The organism is Corynebacterium sp. AOP12-C2-36, from assembly GCF_052379185.1.
Classification (GTDB): Bacteria; Actinomycetota; Actinomycetes; order Mycobacteriales; family Mycobacteriaceae; genus Corynebacterium.
The window spans coordinates 216611-237181 of record NZ_JBQSYJ010000003.1; the positions used below are offsets into that span (position 1 = coordinate 216611).

The 20571-nt window shown below is 68.5% G+C and carries 17 protein-coding genes, 1 pseudogene and 1 riboswitch; of the genes and pseudogenes, 9 read left to right on the plus strand and 9 right to left on the minus strand.

The window, feature by feature from the left end; all coding sequences use genetic code 11:
* Positions 1 to 107: 107 nt before the first annotated feature.
* A riboswitch (TPP riboswitch) is annotated at positions 108 to 206 on the plus strand.
* Positions 195 to 1034, plus strand: coding sequence for a hydroxyethylthiazole kinase (gene thiM / locus ACT3UN_RS03835; protein WP_301443948.1), 840 nt, complete (start codon positions 195 to 197; stop codon positions 1032 to 1034). It overlaps the preceding riboswitch by 12 nt.
* Positions 1031 to 3303 (plus strand): annotated as a pseudogene (locus ACT3UN_RS03840) (bifunctional hydroxymethylpyrimidine kinase/phosphomethylpyrimidine kinase). Before thiM ends, ACT3UN_RS03840 begins: the two are co-directional and overlap by 4 nt.
* Positions 3304 to 3339: 36 nt before the next feature.
* Here ACT3UN_RS03840 and ACT3UN_RS03845 read toward each other — a convergent pair.
* Entirely contained in the window at positions 3340 to 3843 is a 504-nt protein-coding gene (locus ACT3UN_RS03845; protein ID WP_367620299.1) for a PaaI family thioesterase, read from the minus strand.
* Between the two features lie 119 nt (positions 3844 to 3962).
* Between ACT3UN_RS03845 and gndA the strand changes: the two genes are divergently transcribed.
* The 6 genes from gndA to ACT3UN_RS03875 all read left to right on the plus strand — a co-directional run bounded on the left by gndA (position 3963) and on the right by ACT3UN_RS03875 (position 11173).
* Entirely contained in the window at positions 3963 to 5411 is a 1449-nt protein-coding gene (gene gndA, locus ACT3UN_RS03850; RefSeq protein ID WP_444656349.1) for an NADP-dependent phosphogluconate dehydrogenase, read from the plus strand.
* 360 nt (positions 5412 to 5771) lie between these two features.
* On the plus strand, positions 5772 to 6914 hold the full coding sequence (locus ACT3UN_RS03855; RefSeq protein WP_301442624.1) for a DEAD/DEAH box helicase: 1143 nt from the start codon (positions 5772 to 5774) through the stop codon (positions 6912 to 6914).
* A 7-nt stretch (positions 6915 to 6921) separates the two neighbouring features.
* Positions 6922 to 8343, plus strand: a complete 1422-nt coding sequence (locus tag ACT3UN_RS03860; RefSeq protein ID WP_301442619.1) for a hemolysin family protein — start codon at positions 6922 to 6924, stop codon at positions 8341 to 8343.
* A complete protein-coding gene (locus tag ACT3UN_RS03865; protein WP_301442618.1) occupies positions 8336 to 9397 on the plus strand; it encodes a hemolysin family protein in 1062 nt (353 codons plus the stop codon). Before ACT3UN_RS03860 ends, ACT3UN_RS03865 begins: the two co-directional genes overlap by 8 nt.
* Positions 9387 to 10313, plus strand: a complete 927-nt coding sequence (locus ACT3UN_RS03870) for a 3-methyladenine DNA glycosylase (protein ID WP_444656351.1) — start codon at positions 9387 to 9389, stop codon at positions 10311 to 10313. The genes ACT3UN_RS03865 and ACT3UN_RS03870 overlap by 11 nt, the downstream gene beginning before the upstream one ends.
* A 2-nt stretch (positions 10314 to 10315) precedes the next feature.
* The gene (locus ACT3UN_RS03875; RefSeq protein WP_301442616.1) at positions 10316 to 11173 is read left to right on the plus strand and encodes a hypothetical protein; all 858 of its coding nucleotides are present in this window, start codon (positions 10316 to 10318) and stop codon (positions 11171 to 11173) included.
* Positions 11174 to 11182: 9 nt separating this feature from the next.
* On the opposite strand, the gene ACT3UN_RS03880 is transcribed toward ACT3UN_RS03875, so the two are convergent.
* The 4 genes from ACT3UN_RS03880 to secA2 form a co-directional block, all read right to left on the minus strand.
* On the minus strand, positions 11183 to 11794 hold the full coding sequence (locus ACT3UN_RS03880; protein ID WP_301442615.1) for a MerR family transcriptional regulator: 612 nt from the start codon (positions 11792 to 11794) through the stop codon (positions 11183 to 11185).
* Positions 11795 to 12056: 262 nt separating this feature from the next.
* On the minus strand, positions 12057 to 12797 hold the full coding sequence (gene ftsR / locus ACT3UN_RS03885; protein ID WP_301442614.1) for a transcriptional regulator FtsR: 741 nt from the start codon (positions 12795 to 12797) through the stop codon (positions 12057 to 12059).
* Between the two features lie 73 nt (positions 12798 to 12870).
* Entirely contained in the window at positions 12871 to 13305 is a 435-nt protein-coding gene (gene odhI, locus ACT3UN_RS03890; RefSeq protein ID WP_444656353.1) for an oxoglutarate dehydrogenase inhibitor Odhl, read from the minus strand.
* A 220-nt stretch (positions 13306 to 13525) separates the two neighbouring features.
* On the minus strand, positions 13526 to 15943 hold the full coding sequence (gene secA2, locus ACT3UN_RS03895) for an accessory Sec system translocase SecA2 (protein WP_301442623.1): 2418 nt from the start codon (positions 15941 to 15943) through the stop codon (positions 13526 to 13528).
* Positions 15944 to 16079: 136 nt separating this feature from the next.
* Here secA2 and ACT3UN_RS03900 point away from each other — a divergent pair, with 136 nt between their 5' ends.
* Positions 16080 to 16385, plus strand: a complete 306-nt coding sequence (locus ACT3UN_RS03900; protein ID WP_441579486.1) for a hypothetical protein — start codon at positions 16080 to 16082, stop codon at positions 16383 to 16385.
* A gap of 1473 nt (positions 16386 to 17858) precedes the next feature.
* On the opposite strand, the gene ACT3UN_RS03905 is transcribed toward ACT3UN_RS03900, so the two are convergent.
* From ACT3UN_RS03905 to ACT3UN_RS03920, 4 genes are read right to left on the minus strand one after another with little or no spacing between them, the layout of a single operon-like run.
* On the minus strand, positions 17859 to 18203 hold the full coding sequence (locus ACT3UN_RS03905) for a hypothetical protein (protein ID WP_444656355.1): 345 nt from the start codon (positions 18201 to 18203) through the stop codon (positions 17859 to 17861).
* A complete protein-coding gene (locus ACT3UN_RS03910; protein WP_444656357.1) occupies positions 18172 to 18648 on the minus strand; it encodes a hypothetical protein in 477 nt (158 codons plus the stop codon). The genes ACT3UN_RS03905 and ACT3UN_RS03910 overlap by 32 nt, the downstream gene beginning before the upstream one ends.
* Before the next feature lie 2 nt (positions 18649 to 18650).
* Positions 18651 to 19115 (minus strand): hypothetical protein, encoded by a 465-nt coding sequence (locus ACT3UN_RS03915; protein ID WP_444656359.1) that lies wholly within the window; start codon positions 19113 to 19115, stop codon positions 18651 to 18653.
* A 1-nt stretch (position 19116) separates the two neighbouring features.
* The gene (locus ACT3UN_RS03920; protein ID WP_444656361.1) at positions 19117 to 20568 is read right to left on the minus strand and encodes a glycoside hydrolase domain-containing protein; all 1452 of its coding nucleotides are present in this window, start codon (positions 20566 to 20568) and stop codon (positions 19117 to 19119) included.
* Between the last annotated feature and the right edge of the window lie 3 nt (positions 20569 to 20571).

The window sequence follows — 20571 nt, forward strand, 5'->3', positions numbered from 1 at the left end:
CGACTAGTTTTCGGCTAGTTCCGGCTAGCACCTCCGGATCAAGCCCGGGGCCGTTCCCTCTCGACGGCCCCGGGCTTTCGCGTGTGCGCACACACGGTAGGCTGGACTGCTGAGACTCGGGGTGCGCGGAACGACCCGCGCTGAGATCACACCCGTAGAACCTGCTCTAGTTCGAACTAGCGAAGGGATGGTCCGTGTCAGACACGCTCGCCACCACCGTTGACATCATCAGTTCCCTGCGTCGGGACCAGCCGTTGGTGCAGTGCATCACCAACCAGGTCGTCCCCCAGGTCACCGCCAACGTCCTCCTCGCCGCGGGTGCCGCCCCGGCGATGGTCGACACACCTGAGGAGGCCGCCGAGTTCGCGGCCCTGGCCTCGGGCCTGCTGGTCAATACCGGCAGCCCCACCGCCGCCCAGTACACCGCGATGCGCGAGGCCGTGCGCGGTGCGAACGCCGCCGGCACCCCCTGGGTCCTCGACCCGGTGGCCTGCGGCGGCCCCGCGGCGCGCACCGAGTTCGCCCGTGAGGTCGTCCTGCGTCGTCCCGCCGCCGTGCGCGGCAACGCCTCCGAGGTCATCGCCCTGGCCGGACGCTCCGGCGGAGGACGCGGCGTCGACGCCACCGACGAGGTCGACACCGCCCTGCAGGCCGCACGCTCTCTGACGGAACGTACCGGCGGGGTCGTGGCGGTCTCCGGCGCGCGCGACCTCATCGTCTCGACCGGACGGGTCACGTGGCTGACCTCCGGCGACCCCATGATGCAACGCGTCATCGGCACGGGCTGCTCCCTCGGCGCGCTCACCGCCGCCTATCTCGGCGCAGCCGCCTCAGCAGGTACTGACGCGCACGACGCCGTCCTCGCCGCCCACGCCCACGTCGGTGCCGCCGGCACGCTCGCCGCGCGGGACGACTCGGGACAGCTGCGCGGCCCGGGCGGCTTCGCCGTCGCCTGGCTCGACGCACTCGACACCGTCTCGCAGGACCCGGGCCTGGTCCCCGGGCTCGTCTCGGCGATGGAGACCGCCGAATGACCCCGGTGAGCGTCCCCGCCCCTTCCCGCGTGGACTGGGGTCTCTACCTGGTCACCGACCCGGAACTCGGCGGTGGCCGCGACGCCGTGGCCGGCGTCGTCGCCCGGGCGGTGCAGGGCGGGGTCAGTGTGGTCCAGCTCAGGGACAAGACCCTCGGCGACGAGGAGTTCACCGCGCGCGCCGCCGAGCTCGCCGAGGTGCTCGCCGGAACTGGCGTGCCCCTGTTCGTCAACGACCGGATCGACACCGCCCGCCGGCTCGGACTGCACCTGCACATCGGGCAGGACGACATCGACTACCCCACCGCCCGGGACCTGTTGCCCGACGACCTGATGATCGGACTGTCCGTCGACGACCACGCCCAGGTCGACCGGATCGCCGCGCTCATGCGTGACGGGGTGCGTCCGCCGGACGTCCTCGGACTGGGCCCGGTGGAGCTCACCGACACCAAGACCGACACCGGTCGCGCGCTCGGGGTCACCGGCCCCGGCAGCGTCGACGACCTGGCCGCCCACGCCCTGGAGCTGGGGATCCCGTCGGTGGCCATCGGCCACGTCAACGCCGCCAACGCCGCCGCGCTGGGTGCGTCCGACGTGGCGGGGATCTGCGTGGTCTCGGCGGTCATGGCCGCCGACGACCCCGCCGCGGCCGCCCGCGACCTGCGCACCCTGTACGAGAACACCGGCACCAGCCCCCAGACGAGTGAGGCCCACACATGATCCCCCGAGTACTCAGCATCGCCGGCACCGACCCCACCGGGGGCGCGGGCGCACAGGCCGACATCAAGTCCATCGGCGAGGCCGGCGGCTTCGCCATGAGCGTGGTCACCGCACTCGTCGCACAGAACACCCACGGCGTGCGGCAGGTCCACGCACCCGACACCGACTTCCTCCTCGCCCAGCTCGACGCCGTCTTCGACGACGTCACCGTGGACGCGGTGAAGATCGGCATGCTCGGCACCGCCGAGATCACCCGCACGGTGACCGGCTACCTGGCCGCACACCCGGTCCCGGTGACCGTGGTCGACCCGGTGATGGTGGCCACCAGCGGCGACCGGCTGCTCACCGAGGACGCCGAGGCAGCCCTGGTCGAGCTGTGCCGGGCCGCCGACGTGATCACCCCGAACCTCGCCGAGCTCGCCGTGCTCGGCGGCACCCAGGTCGCCGCCGACCTGGACGAGGCCCTGTCGCAGGGGCGCCGGCTCTCCGCGGACCTGGACACCACCGTCATCGTCAAGGGTGGGCACCTGTCCGGCCCCACCGCGGACAACGCGGTCGTCGCCCCGGACGGCACCGTGACCACCGTGCCCGTCGCCCGGGTCACCACCCACAACACCCACGGCACCGGCTGCTCGCTGTCCTCGGCCTTGACGACCCGGCTCGCCGCCGGGGAGGACACCGCGACGGCACTGCACTGGTCCAGCCGCTGGCTGTCCGAGGCCATCCGCCACGCCGACGACCTGCACGTCGGCACCGGTAACGGCCCGGTCGACCACACGCACCGTTCCCGGCGTCTCGCCGCGGCCTCGGACACCACCCCCTGGGAGCTCACCGCAGGTGTCCCGGAGCTGCTGGACAGCCCCGGGGAGCTCGCCGCCGTCGGCGCCGCGCACGACGAGGTCACCCCCCACATCCCCGGGGCCGGCCCGTGGACCACGGCCCTGTGGCGCGCCCAGTCCGCACTGGTGAGCCAGATCAACGCCCTGCCGTTCATCACCGACCTGGGGGCAGGCACCCTGCAGAAGGCTGACTTCGACTTCTACCTCGCCCAGGACGCCGTGTACCTGGCGCAGTACTCCCCGGCGCTGGCGGCGCTGGCGGCCTCCGCGCCGGACCAGGCGTCGTCGCTGTTCTGGGTGAAGGGTGCCGCGGAGTGCCTCGAGGAGGAGGCGTCCCTGCACCGCACGTGGCTGGGCGACGCACCCGCCGTCGCCCCCTCCCACGTCACGGCGTCCTACACGGCCCACCTCACGCGCAGCGTGCAGTCGCGCGACCACGTGGTCGGCGCGGCGGCGGTGCTGCCGTGCTACTGGCTCTACGCCGAGGTCGGGATGGATCTCGCCGCGGGGTCCACGCCGGACAACCCCTACGCCGCCTGGCTGGACAGCTACTCCGGTGAGGACTTCACCGCCGGCGTCCGGCAGGCGATCTCACTGGTGGAGGACGCCTTCGCCACCGCTGGTCCGCGTCAGCGCGCCGAGGCCGCCCGCGCCTTCCTCGACGCCTCGCGGTGGGAGCTCGAGTTCTTCGACCAGGCGCACCGCCGCTGAGCGGACGGCTGCCGGGGTCACCGGGGCTGGCCAACGCTACTTGCTGGGCACCACCACGGTCCGCAGTTCCGTGGTGGCGCACAGCTTGCCGGACGCGGCGTTGACGTGCTCGATGCGCCACAGCTGACTGGTCCGGCCGGTGTGCACGGCGCGTGCCGTCGAGCGGATCACGTCGCCGGGGGTGGAGGGGCGCAGGAAGTTCGTGGAGTTGGTGGTGCCCATCACCAGACCGCCGCCGCCGGCGATGTAACCGGCGAAGGACCCGGCCGACTCCCCCATCGTCGCGTAGATCCCGCCGTTGGTGATGCCCCAGGGCTGCACGTGGTCCTCGGTGATCGTGAGCTCCACGACGACCTCCGGGAGGAACTCGACGTAGCGCAGGCCCAGCGTCCGGTCCAGTGACGGGATCGACGTGGCGAAGATCTCCGAGAGCTCGGCGGTCTGTGCCTCGGTGAGCTCCGAGGAGCTCGCCGAGCCCATCAGCTCCAGCATCCGTTCCATGGCTGCACTCTGCCCGGTGGCCGTGTCGTTCTGCGTCACTGTCTGTCTCTCCCTCACGTACGTGTGCTCCGGCTGCTCCGGTGTGTTTCCCGGTGAGTCTAGCGACAGTCGGACCGCCGCGGGCGAAGATGGACGGGTGGGCGCTATCATGGTGCACCATGACAGATTCCTCCGCACAGATCGGTGTCGTCGGCCTCGCGGTGATGGGTTCCAACATCGCCCGGAACTTCGCCAACCACGATCACACCGTCGCCGTCTACAACCGCACCTCCGCCAAAACGGACGCGTTCATGGCCGAGTTCGGGGACACCGGCAGCTTCGTCCCCTCCTCCACCGTGGAGGACTTCGTCGCCTCCCTCGAGCGTCCCCGCCGTGCCCTGATCATGGTCCAGGCCGGTCCCGCCACCGACGCGGTGATCTCCCAGCTCGCCGACGCCATGGAGCCCGGCGACATCATCATCGACGGCGGGAACGCCCTCTACACCGACACCATCCGCCGCGAGGCGGAGATGTCCGAGCGTGGCCTGCACTTCGTCGGCGCCGGGATCTCTGGCGGCGAGGAGGGCGCACTCAACGGCCCGGCGATCATGCCGGGCGGCCCGGTCGAGTCCTACGAGTCCCTCGGCCCGCTGCTGGAGGACATCTCCGCCAAGGTCGACGGCACCCCCTGCTGCACCCACATCGGCCCGGACGGCGCAGGCCACTTCGTCAAGATGGTCCACAACGGCATCGAGTACGCCGACATGCAGGTCATCGGCGAGGCCTACCACCTGCTCCGCTACGCCGTGGGCATCGAGCCGTCCGAGATCGCCGACATCTTCCGCACCTGGAACGACGGCGACCTGGACTCCTACCTCATCGAGATCACCGCCGAGGTGCTCTCCCAGACCGACGAGGCCACCGGCAAGCCGCTGATCGACGTCATCGTCGACGCCGCCGGCCAGAAGGGCACCGGCCGCTGGACGGTCAAGGCCGCCCTGGACCTGGGTATCCCCACCACCGGCATCGGCGAGGCCGTCTTCGCCCGTGCGCTGTCCGGCGCCCGCGACCAGCGCGCCGCGACCACCGGCAACCTGCCCTCCGGCGAGGTCACCACGCTGGACGCCCTGGGCGTCTCGAAGGACGACTTCGTCGAGGACGTCCGGCGTGCGCTCTACGCCTCGAAGCTGGTGGCCTACGCCCAGGGCTTCGACGAGATCAAGGCCGGCTCCGACGAGCACGGCTGGGACGTCGACCCCCGCGACCTCGCCACCATCTGGCGTGGCGGCTGCATCATCCGCGCGAAGTTCCTCAACCGCATCGTGGACGCCTACAACACCGACCCCGGTGTGCAGTCCCTGCTGCTGGACCCGTACTTCAACACCGAGGTCGGCGGTCTGATCGACTCCTGGCGTCGGGTCGTCGTGGCGTCCACGCAGCTCGGCCTGCCGATCCCGGTCTTCGCCTCCTCGCTGTCCTACTACGACTCCCTGCGTTCCGAGCGGCTGCCCGCCGCCCTGATCCAGGGTCAGCGCGACTTCTTCGGTGCCCACACCTACGAGCGCACCGACCGCGACGGTCACTTCCACACCCTCTGGTCCGCCGACCGCAGCGAGGTGGAAGCGTAACCCGTGTCAGGTCAATCAGAAGGACGACGAAGCGCCAGTGCCGGTGGACAGAACCGGCAGAACCGGCGCCGTAAGGTCGTCCGGGGCAGTCGTGCGGGTGCCTCAGGCACCGCCGGCGGCTCCGAGAATCCCGGCAGACGTTCCGGCAACCGGAGCCAGCAGGGTAACAAGCAGCAGGGCAACAAGCAGCAGGGCGCCAAGCGTGGCGGCCAGCAGGGCAACAAGCAGCGCCCCGCCCAGAAGAACCAGCAGAAGAACCAGCAGCCGAAGGTGCAGCAGCAGGTCCGCCAGCCCAAGGTCGCCGCACCGGTTCCGACCGGCCCGGCCGCAGGCGTGGACACCTCGGTACTCTTCGCCGACATGGGTCTTCCGGACCCGGTGGTCAAGGAGCTGACGGCGCAGGGGCTCAAGCACCCCTTCCCGATCCAGGCCGCCGCCATCCCCGACGGGCTGGCGGGCAAGGACGTCCTGGGACGCGGTCCGACAGGTTCCGGTAAGACGTTCACCTTCGGTCTGCCGCTGATCACCCGTCTCACCGGCGGTGCCTCGCGCCCGGGCAAGCCCCGCGCACTGGTGCTGGTGCCGACCCGCGAGCTCGCACAGCAGGTCGCCGGACGGCTGCGCCCGTTGGCGGAGTCCGTCGGCCAGCGTGTGATCGAGGTCGTCGGTGGCGTGAACATCAAGCGCAACCTCACCGCCCTGGCCCGTCCGGTCGACCTCCTGGTCGCCACCCCGGGGCGTGCCGAGGACCTCATCCGGCAGAAGGCCCTCGACCTGTCCCAGGTCGAGATCGTCGCGCTGGACGAGGCCGACCAGATGGCGGACATGGGGTTCCTCCCGCAGGTTCGCCGCCTCGTCGACCACATCCCGGCGGATGCGCAGCACCTGTTCTTCTCCGCCACCCTCGACGGGGACATCAAGGTCCTCGTCCAGCGGTACATGAACGACCCGATCACGCACTCCACCGGTGAGGTCCGGGCGAAGGTGGACACCATGTCCCACTTCCTCGGTGTGGTGGACGACAAGACCGCCCGCAACGACGTGGTCCTGCAGCTCGGGCGTGCCTCGACCCGCACGATCATGTTCATGCGGACGAAGCACACCGTCGATCGTCAAGTCAAGAAGCTTGTCCGTGACGGCATCCCCGCTGTCGGCATCCACGGCAACAAGGGTCAGGGCGCCCGCACCCGGGCGATCGAGGAGTTCTCCGACGGCCGTGCCACGGTGCTGGTCGCCACCGACATCGCAGCCCGCGGCATCGACATCAAGGGTGTCGACCTGGTGGTGCACATCGACCCGCCGGCCGAGCACAAGGCCTACGTGCACCGCGCAGGACGCACCGCCCGTGCCGGCGAGTCCGGCACCGTGCTGACGCTCACCACCGCGGATACCCGGCGTGAGACCGAGCAGATGATGCGCAAGGCCGGGGTGAGCCCCACCGTGTGGGTGCTCGACCGTCACGGCCTCACCGCCTACCTCGGCGAGCTGGGGCTGGACAGGTAGGACTGGGATGGACATCCTGCTCAGCATCCTGGGGCTGGTCGGCTTCGTCCTGTTGACCGCCGGCACCGGGATCTTCGTGGCCGTGGAGTTCTCCACGACCAGCCTGGAGCGCTCGACGATCGAGGACGACATCGCCGAACGCGGCGACGCCGCCTCGCACATGGTCAAGAAGGCCCACAGCGGCCTGAGCTTCATGCTGTCCGGCACCCAGCTGGGCATCACGGTGACCACCCTGGCCACCGGCTACCTCGCCGAACCGATCCTGGCGAAGTTCTTCACCCCGGTGCTCGAACTCGTCGGGCTCGGCGCCTCCGCGTCGACCTCGGTGGCGCTGGTGCTGAGCCTGGTCATCGCCACGATCCTGTCGATGGTCTTCGGCGAGCTCGTGCCGAAGAACCTGGCGATCGCCAACCCGTTGCAGACCGCACGGCTGCTGACGCGGCCGGTGTGGATCTTCAACACCGTCTTCCACCGGTTCATCCAGCTGATGAACAACGCGGCGAACATGATCGTGCGACGTTTCGGCATCGAGCCCGCAGACGAGCTAGCCTCGGCCCGCTCCCCGCAGGAGCTCTCCGCCCTCGTGCGGCACTCCACCGGTGCGGAGGGCTTCGACCAGTCGAAGGTGCGCATCCTCGACCGTTCGCTGAAGTTCGGCGACACCAGCGCGGAGGACTTCATGACCCCGCGATCCACCGTGGACACCCTGGAGACCACCGACACCGCACTCGACCTCATCCGTGAGGCCCACGAGTCCGGTCACTCGCGCTTCCCGGTGGTCAACGGCGACCTGGACGAGACCATCGGTGTCGTCCACGTCAAGGACGCCCTGACCGTGCCGGCGGACGAACGGGCCACCACCACGGTGCGTGACCTGGCCCGCCGAGTTCCCACCGTGCCCACCAGCCTCGGCGGCGACGCCGTGCTCAACCTGGTGCGCTCGGCGGGCTCGCAACTCGTGCTCGTCGTCGACGAGTACGGCGGCACCGCCGGCATCGTGTCGATCGAGGACGTCGTCGAGGAGATCCTCGGCGAGGTCTGGGACGAGCACGACAACCGTGAGGACTCCGAGGTCCAGCGCAGCGGGCAGTTCTGGGACGTGTCCGGGCTGCTGCGTTGCGACGAGCTGGAGGACGCCTGCGGCTACATCGCCCCGGACGGCCCCTACGAGACCCTCGGCGGACTCATCATGACCACGCTGGGCCGCATCCCGGTCGAAGGCGACCGCGTCCTGCTGCCCCGGGGCGAACGCGACCTGATGGAACGCATGACCGACGGTAACCCGGTGCGCTGGGAGGCGACGGTGGAGTCCATGGACATCCGACGTGTCGACCGGGTGCAGCTGCGCCCGGTGCCTGACAGCGGCGCAGATACCGGCACAGACACCGACAACACGGAATCCGCACAGGGAGGTGGTCAGGATGGGTGACCTCTGGGCCATCGCCTTCGCCGTGCTGTTGCTCGGCCTCAACGCCTTCTTCGTGGGCGTGGAGTTCTCGTTGATCTCCTCACGCCGCGACAGGCTGGAGAACATGATCGCCGCCGGCAACCGTCGGGCGGACAAGGTCCTCTACGCCACCGAGCACCTCACGATCATGCTCGCCGGTGCCCAGTTCGGCATCACCGTGGCCTCGGTGCTGCTCGGCAAGGTCGGCGAGCCCGCCATCGCGCACCTCATCGAGGCACCGTTCCACGCCGTGGGGCTGCCGGACAACCTGCTCCACCCGGTGGCGTTCGCGATCTCGCTGCTCATCGTCACGGTGCTGCACATCATCCTCGGTGAGATGGTGCCGAAGAACATCGCGCTGGCCGGCCCAGAGACGGTTGCCACGGTTCTGGTCTCCCCTCACCTGCTGTTCTGCCGTCTGGTGCACCCGGTGATGGTCTTCCTCAACTGGATCGCCCGGGTGACGTTGAAGATGGTCGGCGTGGAGCAGAAGGACGAGCTGGACGCCACGGTCTCGCCCTCGGAGCTCTCGCAGATGATCGCCGAGTCCCGCTCCGAGGGGCTCATCGGCCCGTCCGAGGCGACGCGCCTGTCCAAGGCGCTGAACTCCTCGAAGCGCACGCTCAGCGAGGTGATGATCCCGCTGTCGGACGTCGACACCATCGCCGTCGACGAGACCACCGGACGCATCACCGTCGGCCAGGTCGAAGAGGCGGTGTCGCGTACCGGCTACTCCCGCTTCCCCGTGACCGGGACGGACGACGGTTACCTCGGCTACATCCACGTCAAGGACGTTCTCGACAACCTGCTGGACGCCTCGACGGGCCCCGACCAGCTCGTCGACGAGCACGACATCCGCCCGCTGATCACGGTGGAGGGTGGCGTGAACTTCGACCACGCGATGAAGGAGCTGCGCCGCACGAGCTCGCACATGGCGCAGATCTCCGACGGCGGGGTCGTCGTCGGGGTGATCACCCTGGAGGACGTGATCGAGGAACTCGTGGGAACGGTGAGAGACTGGACCCATGACGACTGACACGCGAGACCTGACCGCCACGGTGCTCACCCCGCAGCAGTGGCGCGCACGCCAGGAACACCACCGCGCGACCGTCGACAAACTCACCGCCGGGCGTCGGGAACGCCGCTCCCGCGGTGAACGTCACCCGGTCTGGGACTTCATGTACACCTACTACCCGGTCACGCCGGGCAAGCTGGGCCGCTGGAACCCGGGCTTCGGCGTGTCACTGGTCGCCGACGGCGACGAGCGTCCCGGCACCGCCGGGACGCTGCGGGAGACGACCGCGCCGGACGGAACGGCGCTGTGGGAGCTGGACGCCGACGCCCTGATGGCCAAGCGCGGCACCAGCTTCACCTACATGCGCCGCCTGCTGGCATCCACGCTGGGGCGTCCGGCGCGGTTCAGCTGCTTCGGCATGCACGAGTGGGCGATGGTCTACCGGGACGCACCCCGTCACCCCGAGCCGCTGCGGCTCGGACGCGAGGCCACCGACGGGGTCGTGGAGGCCAATACGTTGCGGTGCACCCACATCGACGCCTTCCGCTTCTTCACCGAGGACGCCGTGCCGCGCAACACGCTGAACCCCACCCGTGAGACGCAGGCCGACATGGAGCAGCCGGGCTGTCTTCACGCCACGATGGACCTCTACAAGTGGGCCACGAAACTCGGGCCGCTTGTGCCCGGGGAGCTGTGGCTGGACACCTTCCGCCTGGCGTGCGACGTGCGCCGCACCGACATGGAGGCCAGCCCCTACGACCTTTCCGCCTGGGGTTTCACCCCGGTCGCGGTGGAGACGCCGGACGGACGGGCGGAGTACGTGCGCCGCCAGCGTGACTTCGCCGAGCGCGGCCAGGTACTGCGCCGGGCGTTGGTGGATATCATCGACGACTTCTTCCGCTCCACGCAGCGGGCATCCCGAGAAAACGGAGACTGACCATGGCACGACACAGCGCAGCGCAGAGCCCGGTCCGGGTGGCCGGGTGGGTGTGGTTCGCCCTCGTGGCGGTGATCCTGGTCGTCGCGCTGGTCGTGGGATGGTTCGTGTTGGCCTCCCGGCAGTCCTCCGACGAGGCCGAGGGCGCCTGCATCGACGGCGATCAGGAGCTCACCGTGTGGGCGGACCCGGCGGCCGAGGACGTGGCCCGGCAGCTGGTCGCCGACTACAACGACACCGAACCCGTGGTCCGGGACCGGTGTGTGACCGCGTCGGTGGAGGTACGCTCCACCGCCGAAGCCACGCTGGCCTACCGGGGTGGGCAGCCGGGTGTCGCCCCGGTGTGGATCCCCGCCGGCACCGGTTTCATCTCGGGGCTCTCCGGCGCGCCGAACGAGGTGCCTGTGGTGGGGTCGGACGACCTGGTGCACCGGGTCCCCGAGGGGGCCGACGCCGACGTGGCACGCGCCGTGCTGCCCACGGGTGCGGCGTCGATGGTCACCGCCCTCGCCGCGGAAGCGGCCGGCGTCCCCCTGGACATGGAGTCGGACGCCACGCTGGAGGCACTGCGGGCGGCGCCGGACGTTCAGGCCGCCGTGGACGAGAACCTGCCGGTGCTCTCCTCGGCGTCATTGCTCGGCGAGCAGGCTGGCGGAAACGATGCCACCGTCGGCGAGGTGCAGTTCCCGCTGGTGGCCTTCGGGTCCTCCCCTGCGGTGGACGAGAACCAGGCCCGGGCTGCGGCTGACTTCGCGGAGAAGGCCGATGCAGAAGGCACAGGGGAATCAGTTACAGCTGAGCCCGCGTCCCCCTGGCTGAGCAGGGTCGCGGGCGTGTTGGCGGATGTGCCTCTGGGCTGAGAGATCTGGCTAGGAGGACTTCTTCAGACGGCGGGCGGCCAGCTCGTCGGCGGGGTCGAAGGCGCCGTCGGGCTGAACGACGGGTTCGGCCGGCTCGGAGGGGAAGGCGGTGATCGTGCCGCTGAGTTCCTTCATCAGGCCCGGCACGGCGATGCCGAAGACTCCCTGTCCACCGGCCAGGAGGTCGATGACCTCCTCGGCGGAGCGGCACTCGTAGACGGTCTTGCCGTCGGAGACCAGGGTGATGCCGGCGAGGTCGTCCACGCCGAGGTTGCCGAGCTTGTCCACGGCACGGCGGATGTTCTGCAGGGAGATGCCGGTGTCGAGCAGGCCCTTGACGATCTTCAGCACGAGGATGTCGCGGAAGGAGTACAGGCGCTGGGAGCCGGAGCCGTGTGCGGTGCGGATCGACGGCTGCACCAGCTTGGTGCGTGCCCAGTAGTCGAGCTGGCGGTAGGTGATGCCGGCGACCTGGCAGGCGATGGTCACCCGGTAGCCGACCTCCTGGTCGGGACCCTCGACGTCGAACAGGGTGTCCTGCTGCGGTGCCGGGACAGCCTCGCCGGCGGGCGTCGTGCCCTGCTCGTGTCCGGACTCGCCCCGGGCGTCACTGCGCTCCATGCTGATTCTCCTCTGTTCGGCGTGTCTGCTTGCACACCTGTGATTCACTGCTCTCAAGATTAGACGGGATGGCCGTGGAGTCAACAGGTGAGCACGAAAACCTCACCCGGGGGATCCGCATCCCTGACCCTCAACCTGAGGTCGAGGGTAATGCTAACACGAGAATTCACCCGACACCCGTGTAACAACACGCGTGTCATGCACGGAAAAAACAGAGAACCCCCGGCCACGGTCCGTGGCCGGGGGCGTGGAGGAACCGGCGTCAGTGAGGCAGCTTCCCCTTGATCAGCGCCGCGTGCAGTGAGACGACCAGGGCGCTGACCTCCCGGCTGACCTCGGCGGAACGCTCCCGGGCGTTCTCGTCACGACCGTGCGCGACCGGCCCGGCGACCTGGTTGACCAGGTCCGCCTGCCGTTGCGCCTGGGTGACCAGTGTCTTGAGGTGCCGGTGGTCGATCCCGTACTCCCCCATCTTCGCCGCGATGCGCACCACGTCGACGTCGTCGACGGAGAAGAACCCCGCCGCGTCCGGCGTCAGCAGGGAGATCTTCACCAGCGAGGCGACGACCGAGTCCTCCACCCCCGCCCGCGAGGCGACGTCCGCCCGGGTCAGTCGTCGGACGGTCGCCTGACGGAACTGCTCGGGGGTGACCGTGCCGGCCACGGAACGACGCGAGTCCACCGGGGTGACCTTGCCCGAGTCCATCGCCTCGAGCTGCTCCTTGATGACCTTCAGCGGCAGGAAGCTGTCGCGCTGGTTGGCCAGGATGTAGCGCAGCCGCGAGATGTCCTCCGGGGAGAACCGCCGGTAACCAGACTTGCTGCGCTGCGGGGTCACCAGCCCCTCAGACTCCAGGAAACGGATCTTGGAGACCGTGACGTCCGGGAAGTCCGGCTGGAGCTGCTTGAGGACGTCCCCGATCGACGACGTGGGCAGAACCCGCCCGGCGGTGGGCCGGGACTCAGGCTGCGGCTGCCCGGCGGCTGCGGCGTTCGCTGACACAGTGCTCCTCACATCAGGTGCGGGTCCGGTGACGTGGTGTCGACAGGGGTGATACTACCGAAGAGGGTGGACCTCAGGCGTCCTTCGTGCCGTTGAGGATGACCAGACGGAACTTGCCGATCTGGATCTCGTCGCCGTTGCTCAGCACGGCGGAGTTCTTCGGCTCGCGGTTGACGTAGGTGCCGTTGAGGCTTCCCACGTCGACCACCTCGTACTCCTCACCGTTGCGGCGGAACTCCGCGTGGCGACGGGAGACGGTCACGTCGTCGAGGAAGATGTCGCTGTCGGGGTGGCGGCCGGCCGCGGTCGTGTCCTGGTCGAGCAGGAACCGTGAACCGGCGTTCGGCCCACGCTTGACCACGAGGAGCGCAGAACCCGACGGGAGACCCTCCACACCTGCCGGTGCGGACTCGGACTGCGCACCGGTCTCCATCTCCTTGAGGAGGTCAGCACGGAAGACCGAGGTCGTCTCGACCGATGCTTCCGGGATCCCGGTGTTGTCGCTCATGTTTCAGTTCCTCCTGGAATCTGTTGCAGTGTGACCATGGCTCCGGCCGCAGGTCGCGGCTGGAGCCGATGAGAAGAGCAGACGGTACGCCTGCAAGCCTTTCCCACCATACTACCCGGCGGCCCCGCGAGACTACGGAAAGCCTCGCCGAAACCGGGTACCCCCACCGTGCGGCGGGGTCGTGCGGCTATCCGGAACCCTACCGGAAACCTGCCGGACCCTACCGGAACATCGCCGCGATCGAGCCGACCACGCTGCCTCCGGTGCTGGACAACGGGTTGTCGTTGACCATGTAGGTCCACGTCGCACTCGGCTTGTGCAGTCCCTGGCCGGCCAGGTCCACCCCCTCGGAGGTGATCTCGACCTCGCTGAAGGTCTCCCTCGCCTTGGCGACCGCGCGCTCGGCGAGTTCGCCGAAGGCGGCGATCGACATCCGGTGGAACTCGTCGATCGGGCTCTCGCGGGCGATGGCACGCAGGTGGATCGACTCACGGATGTCGTCCAGGTAGGCCAGGTGGTCGCTCCACTCCACGTCGAGGTGGTAAAGCATGATCTCCCGGGCCGCCTGTTCCAGCACCTCCTCGGGGATGCCCTCGGCCTGCAGGCGTCCGGCCTTCTCCACGTCGTGGTAGCTGAGGTCCTGCCAGGCGGTGTCGGTGTCGAGCACCTTGGCACGCCGGTCGTCGACGATCTCACGCTGGTCGTTGATCAGCTTGTTGTACTTCCACGTCGTGGCGTGGATGTCGAGCATCTGGCCCTCCGCCACGCGCTGGCAGTGGTCGATGAACTGCAGCACCTTGCGCTGTTCCAGGCGTCCGTCCTCGCCGGGCTCGGCGCGCAGCTCCTCACCGGCACCGCCGGTGTTGACCACGTCGTCCTCCAGGGAGACGAAGAACACCGAGGAGCCCGGGTCACCCTGACGCCCGGAACGCCCACGCAACTGGTTGTCCAGACGCTGGGAACGGAACCGCCCGATGCCGACGACGTGCAGGCCGCCGAGCTCCACGACGTGCTCGTGGTCGTCCTCGTCGCGTCCGCCGAGGCGGATGTCGGTGCCTCGGCCGGCCATCTGCGTGGACACGGTGACGTGCCCGGCGCGTCCGGCCTCGGCGACGATGCCGGCCTCCGCCTCGTGGTTCTTGGCGTTGAGCACGCGGCACTGCACGCCGCGTTCGGCCAGAGCCTCGGCCACGCTCTCGGACTCGGCGATGTCCTGGGTACCGACGAGGACGGGCTGACCGGTGCCCTGGACCTCCACGATGTGGTCCACGGCGGCGGCGTCGCGCTGCTCCTCGGTGGTGTAGACACGGTCGGCCTCGTCGAATCGACGGTTCGGCAGGTTGGGGTCGATGACGCTGACGGACAGCTCGTAGAACTGGCGCAGCTGGTCGCTGGCGGCCACCGCGGTACCGGTCATGCCGCACTTACGGGGGTAGAGCCCGAGCAGCGCCTGCACGGTGATCTGGTCGAGGATGCGCCCGCCGTCGGTGACCTGCAGGCCCTCCTTGGCCTCCACGGCGGCCTGCAGGCCGTCCGGCCACCGCTGCAGTTCGGCGACGCGGCCACGCGAGCCGTCGATGAGGGCGACCTTGCCGTCGCGCACGATGTAGTGCACGTCGCGGGTCAGCAGGTGCTGGGCGTGCAGCGCGACGTTGACCTGCGACAGCAGGGCACCCGCGTCCGCACCGTCCACCGCCTCCACAGCGTCCACAGCGTCTGCACCATCCGCGCCGTCCTCTGTATCCGCACCGTCCCCGGCATCCCCGGCGTCCCTGGCAGCACGGGCATCGTCACCGGCACCGTAGAGGGACTCGATCCCGAGGCCCTTCTCCACGAACCGCGCACCGGAGTCGCTGAGGAACACGTTGCGGCGGTCGCCGGAGACCGTGAAGTGCCGGTTCTCCTCCATACGGCGCACCAGGTCGGTGATCTGGCCGGTCGGGGCGGGCCCCGGCTCAGATCCGGCGAGCACGAGGGGCACCAGCGCCTCGTCGACCATCACCGAGTCCGCCTCGTCGATGACCGCCACGTCGGCCGGGGTACGCACCGCGTCCTCCCGGCGGGTGATCAGCTGGTCGCGCAGCACGTCGAAGCCCATCTCGTTGACCGCACCGAAGACCACGTCACGGGAGTAGACGTCGCGGCGCTCGTCGGCCCCGTACTCCTCGGCGATGGCGCCGTGGGTCAGGCCGAAGAAATCGAGCAGCGGGCCCATCCACTGCTCGTCGCGGCCGGCGAGGAAGGAGTTCACGGTGATCAGGTGCACCTTGCGCCCCTGCAGGCCGTAGCCCACCGCGGTCATCGCACCGGTGAGGGTCTTGCCCTCACCGGTGGCCATCTCCACCACGTCACCGACGAGCATGCGCAGGGTGCCCTGCAGCTGGACGTCGAACGGCCGCATGCCGATCGTGCGCTCGGCACCCTCCCGCATCGCCGCGAGCAGCAGCGGTGCGTCGTCCACCGAGGGGGTGTCTCCGGCGGTCACGCAGGACCGGGCGATCTCCACGACCTCGGCGTCGGTGGCGCCGGACAGTCGCTCCACGGCCTTCGCCGACTCGGACACGATCGTCTTCGACTTCTTCTGGTTCGCCGTCGCCGACGAACCCATGGCCTTCCAGAACCAGCCGAATCCGGCCATCCTCGCCTCCGCTTGCTGCATGTCTCAGGGGTCGTGCTTCGCACGCTGTCGGTTGCAAGGATAGTCGGCACGCGCCCGTGCGGCACACCACTGGGGCACTACTGCGGCATTACCGCGGGGCACTACTGTGGGCCGGGTGACTTCGAGAAGCGTGACCTCCGTCGACGTCGAGTTCCGCGGTGCCGACGTGGCAGGACGCCCCGTGCCCGTGATCACCGGCACCGTGGACCTGCCCGGCGACGCGCGCGGGCTGTCCCCGCAGGAGTTCCGTGAGGCCGGCGTCCCGGTCGCCCTGTTCGCCCACTGCTTCACCTGCAACGACTGGTCAGGATTGTCCACCAGTGGTTTTATCATCGATGCAGGTCAGAACGTTCCCGCCAGTCTCGCCAGTCGCGTCGAAATGGGGGTCTCGCGGGTCTCCTATGGGATGGATGCGGGATGAGCCCCTCCCCTCGCGCCGGGCACGGGCCGACCTGCGCGGGCCCCCGGACGCAAGTAAGACCCCCACCGTCGGGGGAGACGGTGGGGGCCGGCAGGGTCAAGTGTTCACCTATCTCCCGCACTCTTGAGGCTAGCCGCCAAACGTCTGTCGCCAACCAAGAACGGTAAAAGTTGTCCCAACACAATGAGGAGTCCCCACCGTCGCGAAGTCGATGGGGGGCTGTCGGGGAGCTGCACATGGGAACTGTGAGGGGGTGCCCACGGCGCTCGACCCTGGCGGGGCGGCCCCGGTGGTCCCCGCCCCCACTGAGCGTACCGGGGGCCGGCGGAGGTGTCCCCGGATCGCAAAAAGCCCCCGCACAGAAGTGCGGGGGCTTTTGTCGCCAGAGGCGACGGGCTCTTAGTTGATGGAGCCGCGGACGAGCTCGATGGCCTGAGTGAAGAAACCGGAGATGGCGTCGACGATGTTTCCGATGATTTCCAGCATGGGGATACCTTTCGATAGAAGTACATGGTTGCAACGATGCTCATGCTCCGTTGCTTCACCGGCCCTACCGATAAGGACTCTGAACTCGTTACGCCGCCGATAATATACACCCCCGAAAAGGGGTGACGATGCGTCATCGTCGCAGGACAAAAGGCGTAAACGAAAACCGCGCACCACCCCACGGCGCGGAGTCGGTGCGCGGGATCTCGAAAGGTCGATGCATACTGGAGCACCTGCTGCGGGTGATCGATCCGTCCCCGAACACGCACAACGGAACGCAATCCCAGCAAACTACTCCGCACGGGCGCTAGTTCGGGGGATGGCCCAGGTTCTCGTGAGAATTCACCAGCAACGGCGGTCATGACGCGTGACTCGATACCCCCTCACGGCAGAGACCAATCGATCGCGAGGGGGCACCCAAGGAGCCAGGACAACACAATCCCGACGGGGCCGACGGTGGCGCCGACCCGTAACCGAGGATACAGGCCGAAAACTCACGGAACACAAAAAGACCCCCTCCAGGCCGAAGCCCGGAGGGGGTCAGAAACCGCCGAAGCGGTTGAGGCTACTCGGCCCCGGTCTCGCCGCCACCGATGGAACCGGTCACGACGCCGATGGCCTCGTTGAAGAAAGCAGCGATGGCGTCAACGATGTTGCCGATGATCTCGAGCATGTTAAACCTCTTTCAAAGGGTTGAGAACGACTGTACAGCCGAGGCTGTTTGCCCCGTGCCCGAGCCACACTACCGACAGAAGCTCCTGTAGTGTTACTTACGGAAACGAAACCACCCCCGTGGGTATCCCCCGCTCGCACGACGACAACGCGCCGCCCCCGGGGGACTGAAAACCCGAGGACGACGCGTTACTCGAAAGGGTACCCCATGCTGATAGGGCAATCGCGGAGGATCATCACTCCTCCACCAGACAGACAGTATCGTGCAGTGAACCAAAGCGCCAGGTAGCTACCCCCCTAAGGGGTGACTAAAGGTCAGCGCAGGTTCTCCTGGTCCAGGTCCTCATGCAGCTCCGCCGGCAACGGCGGCCACGACGTGTGGTCCGGGAACACACTGCGCCACGCACGAATGTGACGCACCGCGGCAATCAGCTTCGGCTTCACCGTCCCCAACTCAGAGCGCAGCGTCCCAACCTCGGTACGAAGACTCTTCAGCTCACCGCGCACCTCCTTCATATCCTTGTTCACCGTGTCCAGGTCCGCCGCCTGACGCTCGGCGTAGGCCTGCCAGTTCGGCCCCTTATCCGACGACAGCTTGATCTTCGCCACCAGAATCAGCACCAGGCCGCTAATGAACCCCCCGATGATCGTCACGTCCATCAATTTGCACCTCCCGGACACGAATCTCGGTGCGCACACCTCGCCACACCGCCCAGGTCACCAACGCGACGATCATCAGATACCCGATCGACGACACCCACCCACGGGTCATCTCCCCGGTGTACGTCGCCCAGATGAACGACAACGCCCACAACAGGTGGATCGACACCCCGCAGGCCACGGAAATCGCCGCCAGCCATGAACGATGCCATGGTGTGGTGAGCAAACACAGCCCTCCGACGGCGATCCACACGAGCGACCAGGCGGTCATGCTCACCCACTTCTCCGCCGGATGACTGCCGCCATTGGAGTAGTCGATGTAGCTGATGCCCCGGGCGATGCACCCCAACCCGAGGATCACCAGGGCTGTGGCGTCGGTCAACAGCCCGTCACGGATGCGCTCCACCGGTCGGCGAATCACGCGGGGCAGGTGGTCTATGGGCATGACTATCCCCGCCGCCGGTCGGCGTTGAATCGGTCGACCCAGTCGGTGAGGTCGCGGGCGGCGTCGTTGACGGTGTCGCGCAGACGGTGCTGACCGACATAGGCCGGCTCCTGGTCGTCGCTGTCGTCGGTGTCGTCGTCCTGGTCTTCGTGGGTGTGCCGGGCGTCGATGTACTCCGCCTGCCAGTCGGCGAGCTTGCGCTTCTGCGACTCGGAGAAGCCGTTCTTCGTCTGCTTCACGCCGAGGGCGGTGCCCAGGGTCGTGACCGTCACGATGATCAGATACGCCCAGTCGGGCAGGTCGATCGGCATGGACAGGGCGACGGCGGCGATCGACACGACGGCGCCGATGATGGCGGAGATCGTGTTGGCGACCGTGCGCCCCTTGGGCTGCTCGTTGAGCTTGTCGTTGATGATGTGGCCGATGAACTCCAGGTCCGTCGGCGTGGTTCCGGGGGTGGTTGCCATGTCACTTACCTCCGTTGATCAGGGTGTCCAGCTTGGTCTCGACGCGATCCAGGGTTTCGGTGTTGTCGCGCAGGGCGGCGATGATCTCGACGGTGTTGGCGCGGGCGACGAAGCTGTTGGCGTCGGCCATGTACAGCGCGTCGACGGGGCGCAGCTTCACGTCGGAGCCCTCCACACGAGACGGGTAGGTGCGGGTGAGCTTGTCGAAGTCGGACATGATGTTCTCCTCTGCCAGGAATGGCGGGTTGTCGATGTAGTGCTGCACGCGGGCGCGGAAGGCAGGCATGTCGATGCCGCCCGGATCCCACTTGCCGTCGCTCGAGTACTCCTTGTGCCCGGGCACAGCCCACTGGGCAGGCTTGTCGAGCACCCAGCACACCGCAGCGCAGATGCGGTAGTAGGTGTCGATCATGTCGGCCGGCCACGCGCTCGTGCCGGAACTGTTCGCCTCTACGCCGATGGTTTCGTAGTTGGCGTCGTTGGTCGTCAGCCCCTTGTAGGAGCCGCGGCCGGCGTGCCAGGCGACACCTACCCCTGTGAGGTGGGCGACCGAGTCGCGGGGGAGGTGGATCTGCGACAGCAGGCCACGGAGGTCTGACCGCCCATCACGGATGAGAGACGTCGGGGTGTTGTCGCCTCCGGTGTGGTGAGCCATGATCCCGCGAATGTCACGGAAGTCTCCGTTGCCGCGGTTGCGCCACCCGGGCTCCTCGATGACCTTCACACCGAATGCACGGAGCGCGTCGGCGAGCCATGTTGGGTCACCGCGCCATCCTGGGCGCTTGGTCACCGAGGGGAGCTGCGGGGTCTCCGGGGTCGTGTCGGTGAGCGGCTGGTGGCCCCAGGACTGGTGGTAGGTGTCGTTGATGTCGATCTGCACACCGTCGGGGCCGGGCACGTTGTGCTGCCGCTGGTACAGCACGGCGTAGTCGCTGCCGGTCGCGCCGTTGGACCAGGAGCGGGTGACCCAGCCGAGCACGCGGCCGGGGGCGACGGTGGCGACGACGTCGTCTTCCATCGCCCAGTGCACGACGCGGGAGTGGCCGTAGATGCCGACACGGTGCTTGCCGAGAACACCGGCGGCCGCCTTGAAGTACTCGACAGCGGTGGCGTTCCACTGGTTCAACGTGATGTCGAAGTCGCAGGCGAAGAACACCGGATGCCCGGCCAGGCCGACGGCGTTGAGCTGCTTCTGCGCGGCCTCGGCATCAGCCCGACCTCCGGCAGCGCCGCGCATGACGTCGGAGGTTTGTGCGGTGCCTGCGGCGTACTGCCACACCACCGCTATCTTCAGCCCCGCGGCGCGGTACTCGTCGACGCGGGCCTTCGTCAGCGGCTTGGCCTGCATCCAGTTCTCGCGGGCCGGGCTGATGTACGCCACGACCCCCTCGTGCCCCGCTCGTTTTATGGCGGCGCCGCTGGGAAACGACGCCGAGAAGTCAATGACAGTCATGTG

Excerpts from the sequence above, each read along its gene's own strand:
- gndA (WP_444656349.1), top strand. The coding sequence starts at position 3,963 with ATGACAGATTCCTCCGCACAGATCGGTGTCGTCGGCCTCGCGGTGATG.
- ACT3UN_RS03880 (WP_301442615.1), bottom strand. The coding sequence starts at position 11,794 with ATGGAGCGCAGTGACGCCCGGGGCGAGTCCGGACACGAGCAGGGCACG.
- secA2 (WP_301442623.1), bottom strand. The coding sequence starts at position 15,943 with ATGGCCGGATTCGGCTGGTTCTGGAAGGCCATGGGTTCGTCGGCGACG.
- ACT3UN_RS03910 (WP_444656357.1), bottom strand. The coding sequence starts at position 18,648 with ATGCCCATAGACCACCTGCCCCGCGTGATTCGCCGACCGGTGGAGCGC.
- ACT3UN_RS03915 (WP_444656359.1), bottom strand. The coding sequence starts at position 19,115 with ATGGCAACCACCCCCGGAACCACGCCGACGGACCTGGAGTTCATCGGC.
- ACT3UN_RS03920 (WP_444656361.1), bottom strand. The coding sequence starts at position 20,568 with ATGACTGTCATTGACTTCTCGGCGTCGTTTCCCAGCGGCGCCGCCATA.
- odhI (WP_444656353.1), bottom strand. The coding sequence starts at position 13,305 with ATGAGCGACAACACCGGGATCCCGGAAGCATCGGTCGAGACGACCTCG.
- ACT3UN_RS03860 (WP_301442619.1), top strand. The coding sequence starts at position 6,922 with ATGGACATCCTGCTCAGCATCCTGGGGCTGGTCGGCTTCGTCCTGTTG.
- ACT3UN_RS03855 (WP_301442624.1), top strand. The coding sequence starts at position 5,772 with ATGGGTCTTCCGGACCCGGTGGTCAAGGAGCTGACGGCGCAGGGGCTC.
- ACT3UN_RS03870 (WP_444656351.1), top strand. The coding sequence starts at position 9,387 with ATGACGACTGACACGCGAGACCTGACCGCCACGGTGCTCACCCCGCAG.
- ACT3UN_RS03905 (WP_444656355.1), bottom strand. The coding sequence starts at position 18,203 with ATGGACGTGACGATCATCGGGGGGTTCATTAGCGGCCTGGTGCTGATT.
- ACT3UN_RS03865 (WP_301442618.1), top strand. The coding sequence starts at position 8,336 with ATGGGTGACCTCTGGGCCATCGCCTTCGCCGTGCTGTTGCTCGGCCTC.
- ACT3UN_RS03875 (WP_301442616.1), top strand. The coding sequence starts at position 10,316 with ATGGCACGACACAGCGCAGCGCAGAGCCCGGTCCGGGTGGCCGGGTGG.